The organism is Candidatus Chloroploca sp. Khr17, from assembly GCF_004138165.1.
In the GTDB taxonomy this organism is placed as follows: Bacteria; Chloroflexota; Chloroflexia; order Chloroflexales; family Chloroflexaceae; genus Chloroploca.
Genome location: NZ_RYFF01000001.1, coordinates 46,899 through 65,326 on the forward strand (window position 1 = coordinate 46,899; position 18,428 = coordinate 65,326).

The 18,428-nt window shown below is 59.0% G+C and carries 15 protein-coding genes; 14 read left to right on the plus strand and 1 reads right to left on the minus strand.

Features of this window, described 5'->3' with window-relative positions:
- Positions 1-111: 111 nt before the first annotated feature.
- From EKD05_RS00205 to EKD05_RS00245, 9 genes are all read left to right on the plus strand, one after another.
- The gene (locus EKD05_RS00205; protein WP_165360514.1) at positions 112-4,932 is read left to right on the plus strand and encodes an SdrD B-like domain-containing protein; all 4,821 of its coding nucleotides are present in this window, start codon (positions 112-114) and stop codon (positions 4,930-4,932) included.
- A gap of 30 nt (positions 4,933-4,962) precedes the next feature.
- Positions 4,963-5,367: a TadE/TadG family type IV pilus assembly protein gene (locus EKD05_RS00210; RefSeq protein ID WP_129670301.1), complete on the plus strand. Its 405-nt coding sequence runs from the start codon at positions 4,963-4,965 to the stop codon at positions 5,365-5,367.
- Between the two features lie 9 nt (positions 5,368-5,376).
- Positions 5,377-6,066 carry a hypothetical protein gene (locus EKD05_RS00215; protein WP_240695545.1) on the plus strand — a complete coding sequence of 230 codons (690 nt, stop codon included), beginning with the start codon at positions 5,377-5,379 and terminating at the stop codon, positions 6,064-6,066.
- A gap of 90 nt (positions 6,067-6,156) precedes the next feature.
- On the plus strand, positions 6,157-6,987 hold the full coding sequence (locus tag EKD05_RS00220; RefSeq protein ID WP_240695546.1) for an SAF domain-containing protein: 831 nt from the start codon (positions 6,157-6,159) through the stop codon (positions 6,985-6,987).
- 121 nt (positions 6,988-7,108) lie between these two features.
- Positions 7,109-8,371 (plus strand): ATPase, T2SS/T4P/T4SS family, encoded by a 1,263-nt coding sequence (locus EKD05_RS00225; RefSeq protein WP_129670303.1) that lies wholly within the window; start codon positions 7,109-7,111, stop codon positions 8,369-8,371.
- Positions 8,372-8,424: 53 nt separating this feature from the next.
- Positions 8,425-9,693, plus strand: a complete 1,269-nt coding sequence (locus EKD05_RS00230; protein ID WP_129670304.1) for a P-loop NTPase — start codon at positions 8,425-8,427, stop codon at positions 9,691-9,693.
- Positions 9,694-9,704: 11 nt separating this feature from the next.
- On the plus strand, positions 9,705-11,684 hold the full coding sequence (locus EKD05_RS00235) for an ATPase, T2SS/T4P/T4SS family (RefSeq protein WP_129670305.1): 1,980 nt from the start codon (positions 9,705-9,707) through the stop codon (positions 11,682-11,684).
- A gap of 14 nt (positions 11,685-11,698) precedes the next feature.
- Positions 11,699-12,655 carry a hypothetical protein gene (locus EKD05_RS00240; protein ID WP_240695547.1) on the plus strand — a complete coding sequence of 319 codons (957 nt, stop codon included), beginning with the start codon at positions 11,699-11,701 and terminating at the stop codon, positions 12,653-12,655.
- A gap of 55 nt (positions 12,656-12,710) precedes the next feature.
- Positions 12,711-13,502: a hypothetical protein gene (locus tag EKD05_RS00245; RefSeq protein ID WP_129670306.1), complete on the plus strand. Its 792-nt coding sequence runs from the start codon at positions 12,711-12,713 to the stop codon at positions 13,500-13,502.
- A 134-nt stretch (positions 13,503-13,636) separates the two neighbouring features.
- Here the strand turns inward: EKD05_RS00245 and EKD05_RS00250 are convergent, their stop codons facing one another.
- Positions 13,637-14,008: a LysM domain-containing protein gene (locus tag EKD05_RS00250; protein WP_240695548.1), complete on the minus strand. Its 372-nt coding sequence runs from the start codon at positions 14,006-14,008 to the stop codon at positions 13,637-13,639.
- Positions 14,009-14,131: 123 nt separating this feature from the next.
- Here EKD05_RS00250 and map point away from each other — a divergent pair, with 123 nt between their 5' ends.
- From map to EKD05_RS00275, 5 genes are all read left to right on the plus strand, one after another.
- Positions 14,132-14,914 carry a type I methionyl aminopeptidase gene (gene map / locus EKD05_RS00255; protein ID WP_129670307.1) on the plus strand — a complete coding sequence of 261 codons (783 nt, stop codon included), beginning with the start codon at positions 14,132-14,134 and terminating at the stop codon, positions 14,912-14,914.
- A 6-nt stretch (positions 14,915-14,920) separates the two neighbouring features.
- On the plus strand, positions 14,921-15,193 hold the full coding sequence (locus EKD05_RS00260) for a hypothetical protein (RefSeq protein ID WP_240695549.1): 273 nt from the start codon (positions 14,921-14,923) through the stop codon (positions 15,191-15,193).
- Between the two features lie 200 nt (positions 15,194-15,393).
- Positions 15,394-15,780 (plus strand): YggT family protein, encoded by a 387-nt coding sequence (locus EKD05_RS00265; protein WP_129670308.1) that lies wholly within the window; start codon positions 15,394-15,396, stop codon positions 15,778-15,780.
- A gap of 104 nt (positions 15,781-15,884) precedes the next feature.
- Positions 15,885-16,247 (plus strand): hypothetical protein, encoded by a 363-nt coding sequence (locus EKD05_RS00270; protein ID WP_240695550.1) that lies wholly within the window; start codon positions 15,885-15,887, stop codon positions 16,245-16,247.
- Positions 16,248-16,326: 79 nt separating this feature from the next.
- The gene (locus tag EKD05_RS00275) at positions 16,327-18,408 is read left to right on the plus strand and encodes a molybdopterin-dependent oxidoreductase (RefSeq protein ID WP_240695551.1); all 2,082 of its coding nucleotides are present in this window, start codon (positions 16,327-16,329) and stop codon (positions 18,406-18,408) included.
- Positions 18,409-18,428 lie beyond the last annotated feature (20 nt).

An 18,428-nucleotide genomic window follows, 5' to 3' on the forward strand; every position in this document is an offset into this window, starting at 1 on the left:
TGATTAGCAAGTGGCCTTCGTCTTTTTTGGATTTATCTTGAAAGCGCATCTTCTGGCGGGCTTGTGCGGTCTATGAGTCAGGACATTTGCCCAAGCGAGCCAGAGGAATGTATGCGTTACTATCAAGCGTTTTTGCTTCAGTTGGTTTTTCGTGGAACTTTGCTCCTCTTTTTCCTGCTTCCCCTGTTCTCTACGGCTGGTCTGGTTTTGCGGCCAGCTTCTGTCGAGGCCCATGTGACCCCTGCCGGGGCTTTTGGGAGCGCGGTTGGCTGTTTGCAACAGACTGACCAGTTTGTTACCAGTCGTTATGCCAATACGATGTATCTGCCCCCCGGCTCAACGACCGAAGCCACTGCGGCGCGGAACCTCCCCGCAGTCCAGGGCCTAACAATGAATTCGGCAGGTTCGATCCTTGCCACCATTGGTGATCTTGGAGCGGTCTATGGTCTGGCGTATGATGATGGCGCGGTAAGTGGACGTGAACGCATTTTTGCCGCTGCCTATACCAAACGCCTAACCCCGTATGGGCCTGGCGGTCCTGGGGCGATCTATGTGCTGGCCCGCACGTCGACCGGGTGGCAACTCGAGGGACACATTACGGCCCCCGGGGCAAGCGGCGTCACTCGCCCCACTTCAATTCCAGCAAATTACACCGATGAGCAAGCGATTGCCGGTGTCGGCACAACCAGTTTGGGTGATATCACCATCAGCCCTGATGGGCGTACGCTCTATGTTGTCAATCTTGGACCCAAACGGATCGAACGCTTTGATCTGACAGGGCTAGGTCTGCCGCGCTATAGCGGTTCACTTCCCATCGATCTGGGTGTTATTTCGTCTGATCCGGCTGTCCAGGTTGATTTATGGCCGTTTGCAATTGCTTTTTGGCCCTTTTCTTCAGATCGCAATGCGCCTCATCTAGTTGTTGGTTTGACCGATAGCGCTGCGCGTGGCGGTGGTGCAGCAACGGGCAGCGGCGAGTATTTTCAGGTACCGCCACAGATCTATGTCCTTGCCCAGCACCTAGGTGTTGGGCCCTGGCAACTTTCGTTGCACCAGGATCTTGGCAATACGCTCATCCAAAGCATTCGCCAGCGTCATGCGGGCACGGTTTTTGAAGAGGTGTATAGCGAGTGGCCTGGTCTGACCCGTAGCTGGAACCCGTGGCGTAACCAGATGCAGGATCTGCCTCGCTTTGATAACAGTATCTTTTACGCTCAGCCAATGTTGACAGCGATCGAATTCCTCAACGAAGCACCGTCGACGGGCTCACCGGCCCAGGGCCGTCCGCTGATGATCCTCGGCCTCCGTGATCGCACGGGCGATCAGAGCTTCAATGGCAATACCCAGACTCCAGCCTTTCATTACAGCTCGATTGCGCAGGGTGACACCCTCACCTATCGCCTGAATAGCTCGTGGCAGTGGGTTTTCCAGTCAGGTGAAGCCTACGAAGATAACGATTATCAGGGTATTGCGACTGACCCAATGCCTGCCCATATCGAAAACCATATGGGGGCGATGGCGAGTGTCCTGAATGCCCAAACGTCGGTCGAGAACATTGGGACAACGCTGGGTGTAACGGCGTTGCGCGGACGCAGTGCGCAGGAGGTTCGGGTCTACGAGCAAGCCAGTGGAGCGGTGACGAGTAGTGCGATTTCAGGCCGCGCCCCACTGATTGCAGGCGACACCGCGTCGGCGTCGAAAGCCTCGAACCTGGGCGACCTCGAGGTGTTGTGCAACTACGCGCTGATTGGTGGGCGAGTATGGGATGACCTGAATGGCGATGGAATTCGTCAGGCAAGTGAGCCAGCGATGGGCAATGTTGCGCTCGAACTGTTTCAGGGGTTGCCTGGTTCGGCCCCAGTGATGAGTTCGGCAGCCCGTGCGGTGACTGATAGCCAGGGGCGTTACCTGTTTGCCGTTCCGCCCAATACCAACTTGGGCATCCGGATCACAGCCAGCGGTGGGAGTCCGGGTCAATGGACACGGGCAACGCTGGCGCAGGCCGGGTATCATTTCACGCTGCCTCATGCGGTAGCTGACGATACGATTCGCAGCAATGTTGATCCAGCACTTGGCATCATCGAGTTTGCGTATCCCAATGAAGATCTGAGTCAATATGCCATCCGTCCACCCTGGAATCGTGCTGATGAACGCACTTTTGATCTTGGTCTGACCAAACAGCCGCCAACGGGACGGATTGGGGATTGGGTCTGGCTTGATACGAATCGTAACGGCCTGCAAGATGATGGGGCAACGGGGGTTGCCGGGGTCACGGTAGCGCTTGAAGAGTCGACGCTTGGGGCGACGTTGCCGCATCTGGTCGATCCGGTGACAACCGGGGGCACCGGGACGTTCGCCTTCACCGATCTTCCCCCTGGGATCTATCAGGTGCATTTTAGCAACCTGCCCTTTATGCCGACGCTCTTGAGGCAGGGCAGTGACCGCAACCGTGATAGTGATGCCAATGCCAGTACGGGGTATGCAACGGGGTGGATCAGGCTGCAACCGCATGAGACGCGGAACGATCTTGATCTGGGCCTTGTGAGTGAGGCCGATCTCTGGGTCACCAAACAAGGGCCACCCAGTGTGCGTGCCGGGGCGAGTTTTGAGTATACCCTTGCCTATGGCAATCAGGGAAGCAGTGTAGCGGCAGGTGTCGAGATGCGTGATCGCCTGCCTTCTGGCCTCACCTATGTTGCAGCGCAGCCTGCACCCACGACGATCAATGGGAATGACTTGCGCTGGAGTATTGGTTCACTGAATCCAGGGGCGACGGGCAGCATCCGTTTGACCGTACGCGCTGCAACAACCTTTAGTCCGCCAGAGGCGGTGCGCTGGTCAGTCGAAAACCAGGCCACGCTCAGTACGACGAGCTACGAGGTGACAACCGCAAATAACGAAGCGCGCCACACCACCGAATTGCAGCGTCCCGAGCTTGGTCTGAGCAAAACAGCGCCGGCCCAAGTACTGGTTGGCGAGACCTTTACGTATCAACTCGACTACAGCAACAGTGGGAGTACGGTCGCCCGTAATCTTGCGATCACCGATCAGTTGCCTGCAACGGTTGCTTTTGTCGCCTTCGAGCAGAACCCTGGCAATATCTGCCATTATCGTTATGTGGGGTCGGCCATCGCCTGCACCTTGCCATCCCTTGTGCCAGGCGGGCATGGCACGATCCGTTTCCAGGTTATGGCGCTGCCAGGCGAAGCCAGTGCGGTGGTCAATCAGGCACACATCAACACGACAGACGAAGGTGATCGTCTCGACAATAATCAGGCGACCACCACAACGCTGGTGCAGTACCCCGATCTTGGCCTGAGCCTGCAGATCAACCCTCGTCCGTTGCCAGTTGGCGAGACCGGAACAATCAACCTCAGCTATCGCAATAATGGCCCTGGGATCAGCCGGGGCAGTGTGCTGACGGTCACACTTGATGCCGAAACACGGGTAGGCAACCTTACTGGCAACTGTCAGAGTATAGCGCCGCTCAATGGGGACCTGCGGGTGCAATGCGATCTCGGTGAGATCAATGCACATGCAACGGGGAATGTAGCGCTGCCGGTGCAACTACCAGCGACGCCCCTGGAGGCAGCGACGTATGCCGCCAATACCTTGACAGCCCACGGAACCATTGCTGGTGCGACGCCCGAACGCAGCAGCACCCTGGCGAATAACCGTGCCAGCGATCAGGTCGACGTCACACGCCCGAATGTCTGGGTACGAGTGCAAGCTGTCAACAAGAGTCTCCCCACCGCAGGCCCGGCTGGTTGGCTGAGCTTTGTCAGGTTCCGCGTGGAATACGGCAATAACACGGCGAGTCTGACGTTGCCGCCTGCGTTACGGCATCCGGCTCACCTGACTCGCCCGGCTGCGGGGACGAGTTTGAGGATTATGTTGCCGAGCAATGCGGAACTGGAACAGGTGAGCGATGCCGCAGGGGTTCCCCTTGGGGGCTACGTGAGCACGACTGATGCCAGCGGCGCACCGATGCTCGTCGTTGACTACGGGACACTTGCCGCACAAGCGAGCGGCGATCTCTACCTGACAGTACGGGTGCGCGAGCAGCCAGGGGCTATCGTTGGGCTGGCGGCGAGGATTGCAACGACAACCCCTGGTGATGAAACGATTGACAACAGTGCCGCCGATACAACTGATATTGTTGCTCCTCCGGCGGGCATTGATGGTACGGGCATAGTACGGCTCGCGATGCACTCAGAGTTTGACCCAAACCATGGCGGGAGTGACCCGAACGATGCTGTCTATCTCTCGGAGGGAAACCGGATCACGTGGCCAGCCGGGGAAGTGCTCGATTTCACGCCACGGCTCACGGCATTACGGGTTCAAGATCCTTTCAGTGGGCTCGACCCGCTCTTGCCATACGCCTATTACGGACGCGTCGTAGGCTGGAGCATGGTGAATTACCAGGGCAACGGACGCACCATTGATGCGCGTAGCGACGCTGATGCGGCCGGGAGAGTCGGGTGTCGGGTAGGAAGCAGCACCCTTGAGCAGACGGCACTTGCTGGTTGCACCTACAGCTACCCTGGGGCGAGCAGCGTGGGCGGGCCAATCAACGCCGTCTTGCCAACAGCCCCCCTGACCGAAAACGAGATGCAGAGTCAGGGCCATGTCTACTGGACCCATCGCGGGCCAGCGGGCACCCCACTGCCAACGATGCGGTCGGATGTGTACCTCTTTACGCTTGACCCGATGGAGGAGGTACGGCTCACCGTCCAGATCGAAGTTGAAGTCTGGGTCGTCAACCTCTACCCTGGCGCACCCTTGGGCGACTGGACGCTGAACCCAATCAGGCTCACCAGCATTCCCGAGGTGCGCCAGATCTACCCCGAGACGTTCGGGATCACGCTGGTTGTCCCCCGGAGTGTCGTTGGCCCGGGCAATCGTCCAGGTGGCTCACCAACGACACCATAACAACAGCGGAACACCGCAAGGAGGAACGAAATGATAGTCAGACGTGAACGTGGACAGGCGATTGTCGAATTTATGCTGGTGATTGGCATCTTTCTTGCCCTGGTCTTGTGGCTGGTCTGCATTGGTCAGATCCTGTTGGCAGGCTACACCGTCAACCAGGCCGCACGTGCAGCCGCACATCAGGCTGCGCTAGCGGGCGGGGCCTCTTCAACGGCCTATGATGCGGCGGCAGCAGTGCTGAATGCGGGGGTGGGAACACGGGCCGATGCGGCGCAGGTGCGGATCGAATGTCTGCGGACACCGTGCCGACGTTACGACCCGATCACGGTCAACATTGCCTATCAGGGAGCGTACTGGGCGCCGGTAGCCCCCTTTTTCAACGAATTCACCCTTGAGTCTGAAGCTGTGCGCGCTGCCGAGCGTGATCAGCAATAGGAGGTTGAGATGAAGCAAGAGCAACCAACCACATTTGAACACGCATCACAGGTTGCCTCCAGCAAACGTGAGACAACGCCACTTCAGAGCAAGCCCCAGCGTTCATTGCGTGGCACCGCAGCGCAATGGCAATGGCGGCGACGGCTCGGGGGGCTACGTTCGGCGAGGGAAGCGGGGCAGATCATTCCGTTGGCAGTGATCATTCTACCTTTTCTCGTGCTCTTTACCCTGCTGGTGATCGAAGTTGCGGAGCGTTGGCTTGAGGTCGCTATGGTTGAAGATGCCCTGCAACAAGCAACGCGCTCGGCCGTACAGCAACTCGACTATGCCGCCTTTGCCCGGGGCGAGATCGAGCTACGGGGCAGCGCGGCCTGCCAGTCAGTGACCGTTGCCCAGGCCCAGGGGACAGCCTGTGCCGCCATTCTTGGGGTTGCCGCCGAACTCTTTCGCACCAACCTCACGAGTGTCCGGGGCCTCGTTGCTTCGCCAGCAAGCGTCACCGCACAAGTACGCTGGACCGTCTTGCCCGCAGGAGGGAGTTGCACCTATAGCAACGGGGTCAATGTCCCAACTGAAACCACGCCCCTGATCTGTGCCGAGGTTCGCCCGACGATGAAGGGGTTGGTCGGGTGGGGCACCTATACACCCCTGATTATCGCCGCAGATCGACTAGAGCCTGTGACCCCGCTTATCTATTGAGTTTTTTGGAAAGGATCGAACACCATGACGACCATGACGCCCAACGCGCCCTCTTTAGGGCAGGCCCTGACTCGGAAGAAGGCAAATCCTTTGCCAGTTCTAATGCTTGCGGCAGGCTTGATCGCAGCGCTTGCTTTTGCGGTGATGGGATATCTCGAGAGCCAACGAACCGAACAGGTCGTGGTCTTGATCCATGAAGTGCCCTTTGGTCAACAGCTTGTGGCCGAAGACCTGGGCATGGTTGAGGTACCTCTGCATCGTCCGGTGCCTCTGGCGGGCATAACTGACACGAGTCTTGTTATTGGGCAGTATGCGGCGCGCAACCTCGGCGTCAATGATCTCGTGCAACCAGGGATGCTTATGGCGGCCCCACCGGATCAGCCTGTCTATCCGAATGGCGAGCAACTGACGGTCAATATGGTGCCAGTCCCCTTCAGCGTCGCGGCGCTCGGGCCGGTGAATTACCGTGATCGTGTCAATCTTGGTTTTAGCGATCCGTCGGGCGATCCGGCGCTCTGTGATGCGGCAATTGCAGCGGCAGCAGGCGAAACACCAAGCAGAATGACGGTCAGCCAGGGCGAACTCGGGACACCACGACCATATGCGTGCCGACTGCTCAGTTCGGTGCGGGTGCTCTGGATTGAAGGAACCACCGCTTACCTTGAGATGACCCCCTATCAGGCTCATACCATCTGGGCGCTGCAGGCGGCTGGGTTGCCAATGTGGGGCGAGCGTTACGGCAGCACGTCAGACGTCCTGAGCGCATTCGACCGGCTCGATATCGGCCAGGTCACCCTATCGGCCTTGCTTGCACCTGCGCCTGAAGGAGAGCCCGCTGACGTTGACGCGAACGAACTACCCGGGGCACATACGCCACTTCCTGGAACCAATAGCCCTGTGCCTGGAAGTGAACAGCCTTGAGACGGGAAGGCGAAGAGATGCAAGCGAAGCTTGCGACATTGATAGCGAGGCGCACCGTGAGATATTCAGCCAGGTCAAGCCCTGCCTGAGCGCCACCCTAGTGCCGAGAAAGAAGGTTTATATGCATACCGAGTGCGATCTAGTCGAGACCGAACTGGCGGCATGTGCAGGGCAGAGCAACGAGGAACGCAAGAGGGCGCTGCGCATCAGACCTGATTATGCAGCGATCACCGAAGAGTTGCAGATGCTTGTGCGCAGTGGACGCTTCCGTGACTGCTGGGATCTACCGCCTGAAGAAGCCTTTGCGCGCCTTGGGGTCGGACAAGCGTTGGGAAGCGACGACTGGGTTCATATCAACTGGTACGGCCCGCTCGAGATCTGGCGCGATCCCGAACATCAGGTCTCGGATATTTTGTACAACGGGCCGCCCGAAGAGCCCTTCTATGTGGTGCAACGGGGTGCGATGGTCTGCACTGGGGTCACAGCACATCCCGACTGGATCACCTGGACCCAGCATCAGTTGTTGTTGCGCGATATGAAGGTTTTACCCTATGTGCTCGACTGGCCGCCTATGGCCCAGGGCGTGGCCGATCTGCTCCGCTATGCCATCACCGGGCCACCTGTCTCACGGATGGGCCGGAGTCTCTCGATCCGGCTCTTGCCTGAGCGCTGGCGAACGCTTGATGATCTTGTGCAGGCACACATCATTTCGCGTGAGGCTTCAGAAATCTTGCTTGCAGCCCTCGCTTCAGGCGCATCGCTGCTTGTCGCGGGGCCAACGGGGAGTGGCAAGACAACCTTGACGGCAGCGCTGACACAGGCCGTTGGGCAACGGATGCGGCTCGTCTTTGTCGAAGATGGGGGCGAACTTCCCCGTTCGCCCAACAGCCTCCACCTTGAAGCTCCGGCGGAAGAGGGCGGTTTCACCCGTGCCGTGACGTTTGCGTTGCGCCAGAAACCGAACTACATCATTGTGGGCGAAGTCCGCGGGGGCGAAGCGATGGCGATGCTCCAAGCAGCGGCGACTGGACACCCCGGCGTCGGAACGATCCACGCCGGCGGGGTCCAGGGTGCCTTACGCAACCTCGAACGGATGGCAATGCTTGGTCTCGCCGCCGAAGCAGGTGGTGGTGGTCAAGCAGCAGCGCAGATTGTCCGTGGTTTGATTACGTCTGATACGGTCAATCTGATTGTCGTCACCATCGGACAGACAGCCCGTGGACGACGTGCCGTCCTCTCGATTGAAGAGGTCTTGCGTCAAGGTGCGCAAGGGCAGAGTGGGGATGTTTTTCCGACCAATACGCTCTTTAGCTATGACCAGTATTACGAGCGTCTCGTGCAGACTGGCAACGTCAATGCGGCGTGGGGACTTGGCCGTTTCTGAGAAGGGCGCGGTCGTTGCGGCCACGCCGATAACGCCTAAGAGGAGAGACCTCGATGGAATTGATCATTTTTACAGCAATGGATGGGCTTGCAGCGCACATCGAACAATTTCGCGATCTTGCGGTGCTGGCACCATCGCAACTCGATCAGGTAAATCGCTTGATCGAAGGAACACGCCCCCCCGACGCGCTGTACCTTGATGATACACGCGCAGCACCGCTCGCCGAGTTGTGGCGCACCGCCACACTCGCACGGCGAACAGGGGTACGGGTCTTCGTCAACTTTCCCGGTACCGCACGAGCCGCCCTGAATGAGGCCCAGGGTGCCGGGTTGCCTGCCCTTGCCGAACGCGATCCTGCGGTTGTCGCCAGTTGGCTGGGCGAGCAGCTCGGCCTACGCCCTGGCACGGGCCTCCGCAGCAGCGCCGTCATCGCCGTTGGTGCCGCTAAAGGCGGTATTGGCAAGACTTTTGCGACCTGTGTCCTTGCCGAAGGCTTACGGCGGCGTGGCCTGCAGGTGCTGGTCTGGGATAGTGACATTTCGAATCCGGGTCTTGTCCCGGCATTTCGGGTGCCGTCGAGTGCGCCATCGTATCTGCATCTGATTCAGCGTGGACCAGCGCACTGGAATCCGACGGGTATCGAGCCGTTCATTTACCAACCTGAGCATACGCGTGGCACGGCTGCAGGTTGGGGGGCCATTGATTTTCTGATCGGGTCGCATGCCGTTGCGCGTGCCGAAAATGATGTGCGTCTGCCCGATTGGCAAGGGTTTTATCAGGGGACAGCAGCCCTGAGTGGCTATGATCTCATCATTGTGGATACGCCTCCGGATTACCTACGACGTCCGTATGCCACGCATGTGCTGCAATGTGGCGGCACCGTGATCTTGCCCACACCTCCTGGCGCACGCGAGCGCATGGGCGTAGGCCACCTGCTCGACCATTTGCGTGACCATGCCCCGGATAGTCTCGAACGGTGTACGTTGCTCTTTATCGAACCCGAGCGTGGGGTGACGGCAACAGTACCTGATGTTGCCGCGCTCTTTCAGCGTCGCTACCCACAGGTACGGCCCCTGGGTACTTTGCCACGAGCGCCACGGCTAGCCAGTCTTGCCGACGAGCACGACGGCTATATCTCGATGCTGGATCTTGGGCCACACTCAACGTTTGCGGGTGCAGTGCACCGTGTCGCCGATGCACTCTGTGTCCGACTCGGGTTGCAGCCAACGCTCCCGATGCCGCGTTCGAGTTTCTGGGCACGCATGCATGCCCGCCTCCGCGGTGATCGGGCGCTGGCGTTGCCGACACCGGCTGTCGCGTAAGGAGAGAGCACATGCTGACCTCACATCGTCCATTGACCGTGATTGAAGATGGTGGCCTGACCAACTTGAGTCCAGTTACGGCGGGGCATGCTCCGACGAGTGGCCTTGATGCCCTGACGCTTCAGGCGGTACGCGAATCGCTTCGTGATCGCATGAGTGCGACCTTGCTTGACCCGGTGGCACCAGCATCGGTACGCGATCCAGAAGTGTTACGCGTCTTGCGTGCCGAGATTGGGCATCAGGTCGAGGCAGGGTATGGGCCATTGCGCCATTTGCCAACTGATGAACGCTCACTCTTACGGCTCTTTCAAGAGGCGCTCGGCTGGGGACCGGCCCAACCATACCTGGATGATGAGCGCATTCAGGAGGTAAAGATCATTGGTGATCTGATTATGGTACAGGAAGAAGGAGCTGATTTTAGTCTGGTTGCCGAGCGGTTCCAGGATCCGCGTCAAGCCCTGGATCGGGCGATGCTCTTGGCGGCGCGCTTGAATGTACCGCTCGACCGTTCACGTCCCCAAGACACGCTACCGCTTGCGCATGGAACCCGGATGCATGTCACCATTCCGCCGTGTACGCCCGATGGGACTGGCCTGATCTGCATTCGTCGCGGGCGGCGTTATGCCTGGGTGCTCGATGATCTGCTGCGTCGGCGGGCGTGTGATCAGGTCGTGGGCGATCTCTTGCGCCTGCTTGTGCGGGCGGGCTGTTCCTTCATCATTGCGGGCGAGACCGGGTGTGGCAAAACGGCACTGCTCGAAGCCCTGGTCAACTCGTGGCCGGGCGAGCCGCATGTCATCACGATTGAGGACAACACCCTGGAGATCAACGTTCGTCATCGGGCGTGGACGCGCGAACTGGTGCAGACCGCCGTCGAACGGGGGGCCTTTGGGCGCGCAGCACGTGAAGTCTTGCGCCAGACGCCCTCGCTGGTCGCACCCGGCGAGACGCGTGCCGATGAAGCGGGGGCAATTCTCGCCGTTGCCGTCAGCGGCCATGCCGTTGTGACCACCATCCACGCCCGCTCGGCAGCGCGTGCGGTAAGCCGTTTTGCCGACTGTGCGGCCATGCCAGGCGCCTATATCTACGAAGGGCGACGTGATCATGCGCTCGAAGATACGTGCGATAACTTTCAGGTCGTGATCCACCTTGAGAAGGTGAGCGGACGGCGCTACATTGACGAGATCCTGCTCCTTGATGGTGTCGAGGCGCAGGGCGAGCGTTTACGCCCTCGATTTGTCCCGCTGGCCCGCGTGAAACATACTGAAGGCGAGGTGACATGGCACGTCGAGGCCGTCGCCCATGATGATCGTCTGGTCTGGCAAACAGAGGCGCGAACCCCAGAGGCCTTGCAGCGTCGGTTTGAGCTCTTGCAATTGCGGGCCGATGTACGTGCAGCCGCGACAACCCATGCTGCGGTCAGTGAAGCCATTGCACGGGCAAGTGCCGTCACGCGTTCGGGCGATGCAACGCAGGCGCTGGCAATCTTGCGGCGAGCCTGGAGTGATCGCCGCGATCAACGGCTTGTCACTGCGGCACAGCGCGTCCTTGAACTCGATCTCGAGGCTGCCAGCACGATGGCGATCCAATCGCGCCAGGCCGAGGCCACTATTCAGGCGACTCTTGGTTCGCGTCGTTGGCCTGACGCACGCGCCGCCTATGGTGAAGTCATGGCAGATCTGGCGATCGTCGCAGCCCACAGCCCTGCGGGGGGGTGGGAGCACCTTGAGCGCACGATTGCGGCTGGTGAAGACCGTGACTACCTGGCCCGGTCTCAGATTGCCGAGGCACGGTTGGCCCTGACGCAAGGTCGTGCCCGCGATGCGGTTGACTTGTTGACCCAGTGCGATCCGATGGTCTTGTCGAAGAGCGTCGCCCTTGAGACGCTCGCAACGCGACGCGACGCACTCGCCATCCTACACGCCGCCGGTGAGATTGGTGGCGACGCGCTCGGCCCGGTGCAGGCTGCGCTTGAAGCTTTAACTACTTAACCAGGGATACGACGATGATACCACTTCTTGTTGCGATTACCCATCCCGAAACCGCGTGGCTGATCCACGCAGTCTTGCCCGTGACCGGCTTGCTGACGTTGCTGATCCTTGCCACCCTTGTCCGTCCTGCCCTGATCAGGCTGACGGTCACCGTGCAAACAAAGCGGCAGCGGCACAGGCTTGCCTCGATGCCTGAGCATATGCGACCTGATCTTGCCTTGCTTTGGGCACCTGTGGTCATCACGCCAGCGCAACTCGTCACAACTGGCCTTGTGCTTGCGATCATGCTCAGCATCGGCTTGGTTTTGTTTGCCCCGTTGAGTCTCGCGCTCTTGTTGGGGCTCCCACTGACCGCTCTGCTCGTGTGGGCAATGGTGCTGGTCGCTGAACAGCGTTATATCCAGCAACTTGATCAGCAGTTAACGGCTGCTGTTGGGCGTCTGAGTGCGCTGCTCAAAGCAGGCACCGGTTTACGTCCTGCGCTAGAGCGGGTGACCGTCGATCTTGGTTCTGGCCCCTTGCAGAGCGAATGGAGCTACCTGGTTTCGCGCCAGGGAATGCCCTTGGAAGGAGGAGGCATTGCCACGGCACAACAGGTGGTGATTGCGCTCGCCGATCAGACGCCCTCACGCCGCCATGCCAACCTGCTCAACCATCTTGGGGCCTCGGTCGGGCAGCCCCAGGATGTGTTGGCGCGGCGTTGCGAAGCAGCCTATGCCGCGCTGCAAGCATCGGATCGCCGACGCGACGAAGCACGTACTGAACTCGCCCAGATGCGGTATAGCGGCGTGGCCGTCGGGCTCGCTGGCGTAACTATGGCGCTCTATCTAGGCTGGACACAGTGGGAACGGGTTATTGTCGCGTACACCACCCCCCTGGGCATGCTTGTCGCCCCGATCGTTGGCCTGGCCCTGATCTTGCCAGTCCTCGGTGGCTTCGCACTCGCCCAGGTTGAGGATGCCGACTATTAGGTTCTGCTCACGCAGAGCAGAACATCAACCTGCTTGAAAGAATAGAGAGGCCCCTATGCCTGATCTTTTCCTCGCTCCTGGAGCGCCATTCTATACGATGGCACTCGCGGGTGGACTCTTCAGCCTTCTCGGACTCACCATCGGTAGTCAAAGTTTGTCCCGCCGTTCCTTCACCTTCAGCAACACACCGTTGACGGCGACAGGGCGGCTGCTGGCCGGGCAACTGGCTGGCCTCAGCCTGGCCGCGCTGCTCTTGGGGGCGGCGATGGGGAGCGGTGTCAGGGGGAACCAGGCGAACCTGCTGGTGTGCGCCGCCCTCGCGGCATATCTTGGGCTAGGCTTTGTCTTGCCACGCCTCCCCCAACTGCGGCACGAACGGCAGGCCGCAGCCTTACGGCGGCTCACGCCGGGCTTTATCAGCTTTGTACGGGTTGCACTAGGCAGCTTTGAAGCACCGATTGAAATCATGCGGCGCTATACCCGACGACCCCATCCACGTCTGGCTGTGATGCAAGCGCTGGTGAGTGACGCGCTTGAAACCGGGGCTGACCAGCGACTCCGGCCCTTTGCCGCGCTGAGCCTCACCGCACGCGACCGAGGGTGCCGCGAACTCTGCGATGTAGCCGATGCGCTTGCCCAGGCCGAGGCCGAAGGAGCACGGGTAGAGACCGTGCTTGCCGCCCATCAAGAGACCCTCGAATTGATCTTGCAGGGCGAATTCAAGCGCATGATCCGTCGCCGCACCATGTACCTGCTCTTGATGGTTGCCATCAGCCTTGTTGTCGGCATTCTCGCGAATCTCCTGTTTGTCATGACCGCCGGAGGGAGCCTTTTCAGCACTATCTGAGAAGTTGTCGGCGGACGGCAGACCTGCCAGGTGGGTGCCGGGACACTTCTCCGGTACGCCCAGGATCCCTGTGGCGCACACCTGGCAGGTCTCGTGCGACGAAGCCGCCCGCGACGTCGCCTAGTCTTCTCGCGTCATGGCGTAGACAACGTTGGGGTTGGGGTCAGCAAGGGCACCACTCCTTCGGTGACGGGCGTACGCAACAGCGACGGAATGATCAGGGTCTGACCAGGTTGGAGCGCATTGGGATCAGTAATACCATTAGCAACCGAGAGTTCATCAATGGTTGTATTGAAACGGAGGGCCAGGTCACTGAGCGTATCACCAGGCTGAATCGTATAGAGAGCGGCCGGAGTTGGGCTTGGGAGCGCGATCAACGCAAAAGCAGTTGCGGTTGCATCAATGTCAAGGGTCGGTGCCGGGGTAATATCGAGCACCGCTGGCAAGGTCGGCAAAACACTCTGTGGTGGTTCGGGCACACACGCCACCAGAATCAGCAGCAACAAACTTGCTCCTAGCACACGGGTCAGGGGTCGTTGAAAAAGATACACTGGGCGCCTCACTCACTCGAAAGAATCGGGTATACTATAGCTGATGAAGTAACATAATCTGTATAGTCAAGGGACGACATGGCCATCACATTGAAGAGCGCGCATCAGATCGAGTTGCTACGCGAGTCAGGGCAACTTGTGCGTGAAACCTTCGAACTCCTGCGCACTCAGATTAGGCCGGGGATCACTACGCTGGAACTGGATGCCATTGCCGAAGAGTTTATCCGCTCGCGTGGAGCCGAACCAGTCTATAAAGGGTATGTACCCCAACGTCGCCGCGGTTGGCCCGCAACGCCACCGTTTCCGGGTACGATCTGTGCTTCGGTCAATGACGTCATTTGCCATGGTATCCCCAGCAAGAAGGTTCGCCTCCGTCAGGGTGATATTATCGGCATTGATATTGGCCTGAGCCTCAACGGGTGGATCGGCGATGCCTGTGAGACCTTTCCGGTCGGCGAGATTGATGAAGCGACTCAGCGCTTGCTGAATACCGCCCGTCATTGTCTCGAACTTGGGATTGAACAGGCGCATCCCGGCAAAACGCTTGGTGATATTGGCGCGGTCATTCAGCGTTATGCCGAGGGCAATGGATTCAGTGTTGTACGCGAATATACTGGTCATGGTCTGGGACGAAACCTCCACGAAGATCCCACCATCCTGCATTATGGTGAACATGGAACAGGTCGTAAAATTATGACCGGGATGGTCTTTACCATCGAGCCAATGGTCAATGCCGGCGTTGCCGAGACAAAGCTTGAACGTGATGGCTGGACCGTACGCACTGCTGATGGCAAGCGTTCGGCTCAGTTTGAACATACCCTTGCCATTACGGATCAAGGGCCGCTTTTATTAACTGCATAAACAGACATGACAATACCACTCGAAACCCAATTAATCATGGCTCTGGTGGATGAAGATCAAGACGAAGCTCACCGGATTGCCGCCTTGTTACAGGCTCGTGGCGTCGATATGACGCTGATCGCAAGCTTGATTGAGGATCATCCCGACCAGGAAATAGCCCTCTATGCTGTCCTGAACGATGTTATACCCCTGTCACGTCGCGCTGCCAAACGCCGGGCAATCCGTGCTGCTGAAGAGCGCGATTGGGGCGATTGGGACGATGGTCGCCGCCAATCATGATTGGCGGCCAACCCCATGTCTCTTATTGTACACCTGCCCTGCTACGACAACAAAATTTGTCATGCTGAACGCAGCGAAGCATTTTGGGTTCTGATGCACACGAGCGGCCCTTTGCTCTGGCTGCGCCTCTGCTCAGGTTGACATGGGGATGGCATCCTGATGTTGGCATATGCAAGCCTTTGTTGTAATACTACTATACCATGACGCAAAAACGAGCCGAACAGATCCACCGATTAAGCACAAATCCGATCGCTTCCAGCGTGCTGATCGTTGCAGGCGCATGCGAGATGCTGTTGCTCGCCCGGTTGGTAGCGCGGGCGCTTGCCGCACGCCCCGATAATCCGGTGATCATGGTATTGTACACGGTGACAGCCCCTTTCGTGAGGCCCTTTGATTTCTTGAATGCGACCCAGCCACCTTTCGGGGCTGTGCTGGAATTCTCAACCCTGCTGGTCACCCTGCTGGTGCCGCTGCTTGCCCTCGTGATTTGGCACTATAGAAGTCAGCACCACGATGGCGTGTACGTTGAGCGCAATGACGCTTGGGAGGCGAGCGCAACTAACCTTTCCGAACGAACGTCAACATAAGAAGATATGTTGTTCGTTTTAGAAGTGCCAACTTCATAATATTGCTCTAGATGATGACAATGCTAGAAAACCTTAGTACTATTTTTTTTTGGATCCTGGTTGCCATGGGTGTTGCGCTGTTCATTGCGGTGATCGGGCTCGCCTTGATGTGGCACCAGATCAAGGCGCTGCGTGTGCCGTACCACGCGGGCTTTTTTACGACCCTCCAGTATGTTCCGCTCTCACTGGTCATTTTGCTCGACTTGCTCGATTTTGCGCTCGATATTTTTGCTGCGCCGATTAGCTGGATTACCCTGGATCGCCTAGGGCTGCGTGGCTTGCGCAATAAGGCGGCGCTTGAGGCGCTCATTCCCTTTACTCAGCCGATTCCAACGTTTACCATTGCCTGGATCGCAACCCGTCTGCTCGATCTTGATGATACCGTTGTACCACAATTTATTGCTGGAGATGACCGTTCCCATGGATAGTTGTTGTTTTGTCGCGCAGCAAGGTTAGCGTAGCTAACCTTGCTGCGCGACAATGGAGTTGAGGGCGGTGAGGAGCAAGATGATGACGGATGAGCCGGTACGCTTCAGGGGGGCCTGTCCCCACGATTGTCCCGATACGTGCGCAACGATTACCGAGGTGCAGGATGGGCGGGCCGTTCGGTTTTATGCTGATCCAGCACATCCGGTGACCCGCGGCTGGCTCTGCGCTAAGGTGCGCCCCTATCTTGAACGGGTGACAAGTGATGAGCGTCTGCTCTATCCGTTGCGGCGGGTAGGCCCCAAGGGCGCAGGTCAGTGGCAACGGATCAGTTGGGACGAGGCACTTGCCACCATTGCTGTCCGCTGGCAGGCGCTTATTGCTCAGTACGGAGCAGCGGCGATCCTGCCCTATTCGTATAGTGGCACCCTGGGCCTGGTGCAGACGGTGATGATGGATGCACGTCTCTGGGGGCGGATGGGGGCAAGTGGGCTCGAGCGGGCGATCTGTTCGGCGGCGGCTCACGCAGCCGTGATGGCAACCCTCGGGGCACGCCATAGTGCCGATTATGCCGATGTGCGCCAGAGCAAACTGGTCTTGATCTGGGGACACAATCCTGCGAGTACCGGGCCACATTTTATGCCCTTTCTCCGCGAGGCGCAGAAAGCCGGTACTTATGTGGTCGTTATCGATCCGCGCCGCACGCTGACGGCACGCTCGGCGGATGAACATCTGCAGCCCCGTCCCGCGACTGATGGGGCGCTGGCCCTCGGGTTGATGCATGTGATCTTTGCCGAGGGTTTGCACGATGAGGCCTGGCTTGAGGCGTATAGCCACGGCTGGCGTGAACTGCGCGAACGAGCTCGTGCGTATTCACCTGATCACGTTGCTGCCATCACGGGGATACCTGCCGAAACAATTGTTAACCTGGCTCGTCGTTATGCGACGACGAAACCAGCCCTGCTCAAGACAGCCGATGGTGTGCAGCGGCATCAAAATGGCGGCCAGATCTTTCGCGCTCTGCTCTGCTTGCCTGCGCTCGTTGGGCAGTATGGTGTACGGGGTGGGGGGCTAGGCTATTCAACTGGCGGCTATGCCACCTGGGATGCCGAGGCGCTGAGCCATCGCAGCGAGTGCCCACCGGTGCCGCGGGTGATCAATATGAATCGCCTTGGGGCAGCCCTGACTGGCGAAGTGACCGATCCGCCCATCAAATCACTCTTTGTCTACTGTGCCAATCCGGTGGCGTCGTCGCCCAATGCCGGCCTGATCGTCGAGGGCCTCAAGCGCGAAGATCTCTTTACGGTGGTACACGAGCAATTTATGACTGATACCGCCGACTATGCCGATCTCGTTTTGCCTGCCACAACCCAGCTTGAGCACACGGATCTCCATCGGGCCTATGGGCATCGTTACCTGCAATACAATCATGCGGCGGTTGTGCCCCCCGGCGAGTGCAAAAGCAACTGGGACGTGAGTCGTCTGCTCGCCCATGCCATGGGCTATACCGAACCCTGGCTGCACGAGAGCGCCGAAGAGGCGCTTGCTGGGGTACTTGAAGCTTCGCGGGCGACGAATCCCTATCTCACCGGCATTACCCTCGAACGCCTGCAACAAGAGGGGACAGTGCCGTTGCACTTTACCGAAGCAACCGACATCCCCTTTGGGGATCTGCGTTTTGCGACGCCTTCAGGCAAGGTTGAACTCGCCTCGCGTCTGATGGAAGCCCGTGGGCTTGACCCCTTGCCCTACTATGAAGAGCCCGCCGAGTATGTCGCGGCACGGGCGTATGGTGCAACCGGTGGGCTGATCCTCATTTCGGGCGCATCGCACCACTTTGTCTCGTCGAGTCTGGCGAATCAACCTAGCTTGCGGGCCAAAGAGGGCGAACCATTCATTGAAATACATCCATCTGATGCGGCGCAACGTCAGATCAGTGATGGCGCGTATGTGATTGTAGAAAACCAGCGGGGTTGGTGTGAACTGCGCGTCCGCGTTACCGACGATGTCCCGCCTGGCGTGGCCGTGGCCCCCAAAGGCCCCTGGGCAAAATTCTCCCGTCATCAGCGCAACATCAACTGGACAACCCCCGATGCCCTGGCTGATCTCGCTGGACAGAGCACGTTTCATTCAAATATTGTCTATGTTCGGCCTGCCTCATAGCTTTGATTCAGGGATGGGGT

Bases quoted from the DNA above. Each gene is read 5' to 3' on its own strand.
- EKD05_RS00205 (WP_165360514.1), top strand. From the start codon at position 112: ATGCGTTACTATCAAGCGTTTTTGCTTCAGTTGGTTTTTCGTGGAACT.
- EKD05_RS00210 (WP_129670301.1), top strand. From the start codon at position 4,963: ATGATAGTCAGACGTGAACGTGGACAGGCGATTGTCGAATTTATGCTG.
- EKD05_RS00215 (WP_240695545.1), top strand. From the start codon at position 5,377: ATGAAGCAAGAGCAACCAACCACATTTGAACACGCATCACAGGTTGCC.
- EKD05_RS00225 (WP_129670303.1), top strand. From the start codon at position 7,109: ATGCATACCGAGTGCGATCTAGTCGAGACCGAACTGGCGGCATGTGCA.
- EKD05_RS00230 (WP_129670304.1), top strand. From the start codon at position 8,425: ATGGAATTGATCATTTTTACAGCAATGGATGGGCTTGCAGCGCACATC.
- EKD05_RS00235 (WP_129670305.1), top strand. From the start codon at position 9,705: ATGCTGACCTCACATCGTCCATTGACCGTGATTGAAGATGGTGGCCTG.
- EKD05_RS00240 (WP_240695547.1), top strand. From the start codon at position 11,699: ATGATACCACTTCTTGTTGCGATTACCCATCCCGAAACCGCGTGGCTG.
- EKD05_RS00245 (WP_129670306.1), top strand. From the start codon at position 12,711: ATGCCTGATCTTTTCCTCGCTCCTGGAGCGCCATTCTATACGATGGCA.
- map (WP_129670307.1), top strand. From the start codon at position 14,132: ATGGCCATCACATTGAAGAGCGCGCATCAGATCGAGTTGCTACGCGAG.
- EKD05_RS00260 (WP_240695549.1), top strand. From the start codon at position 14,921: ATGACAATACCACTCGAAACCCAATTAATCATGGCTCTGGTGGATGAA.
- EKD05_RS00265 (WP_129670308.1), top strand. From the start codon at position 15,394: ATGACGCAAAAACGAGCCGAACAGATCCACCGATTAAGCACAAATCCG.
- EKD05_RS00270 (WP_240695550.1), top strand. From the start codon at position 15,885: ATGGGTGTTGCGCTGTTCATTGCGGTGATCGGGCTCGCCTTGATGTGG.
- EKD05_RS00275 (WP_240695551.1), top strand. From the start codon at position 16,327: ATGATGACGGATGAGCCGGTACGCTTCAGGGGGGCCTGTCCCCACGAT.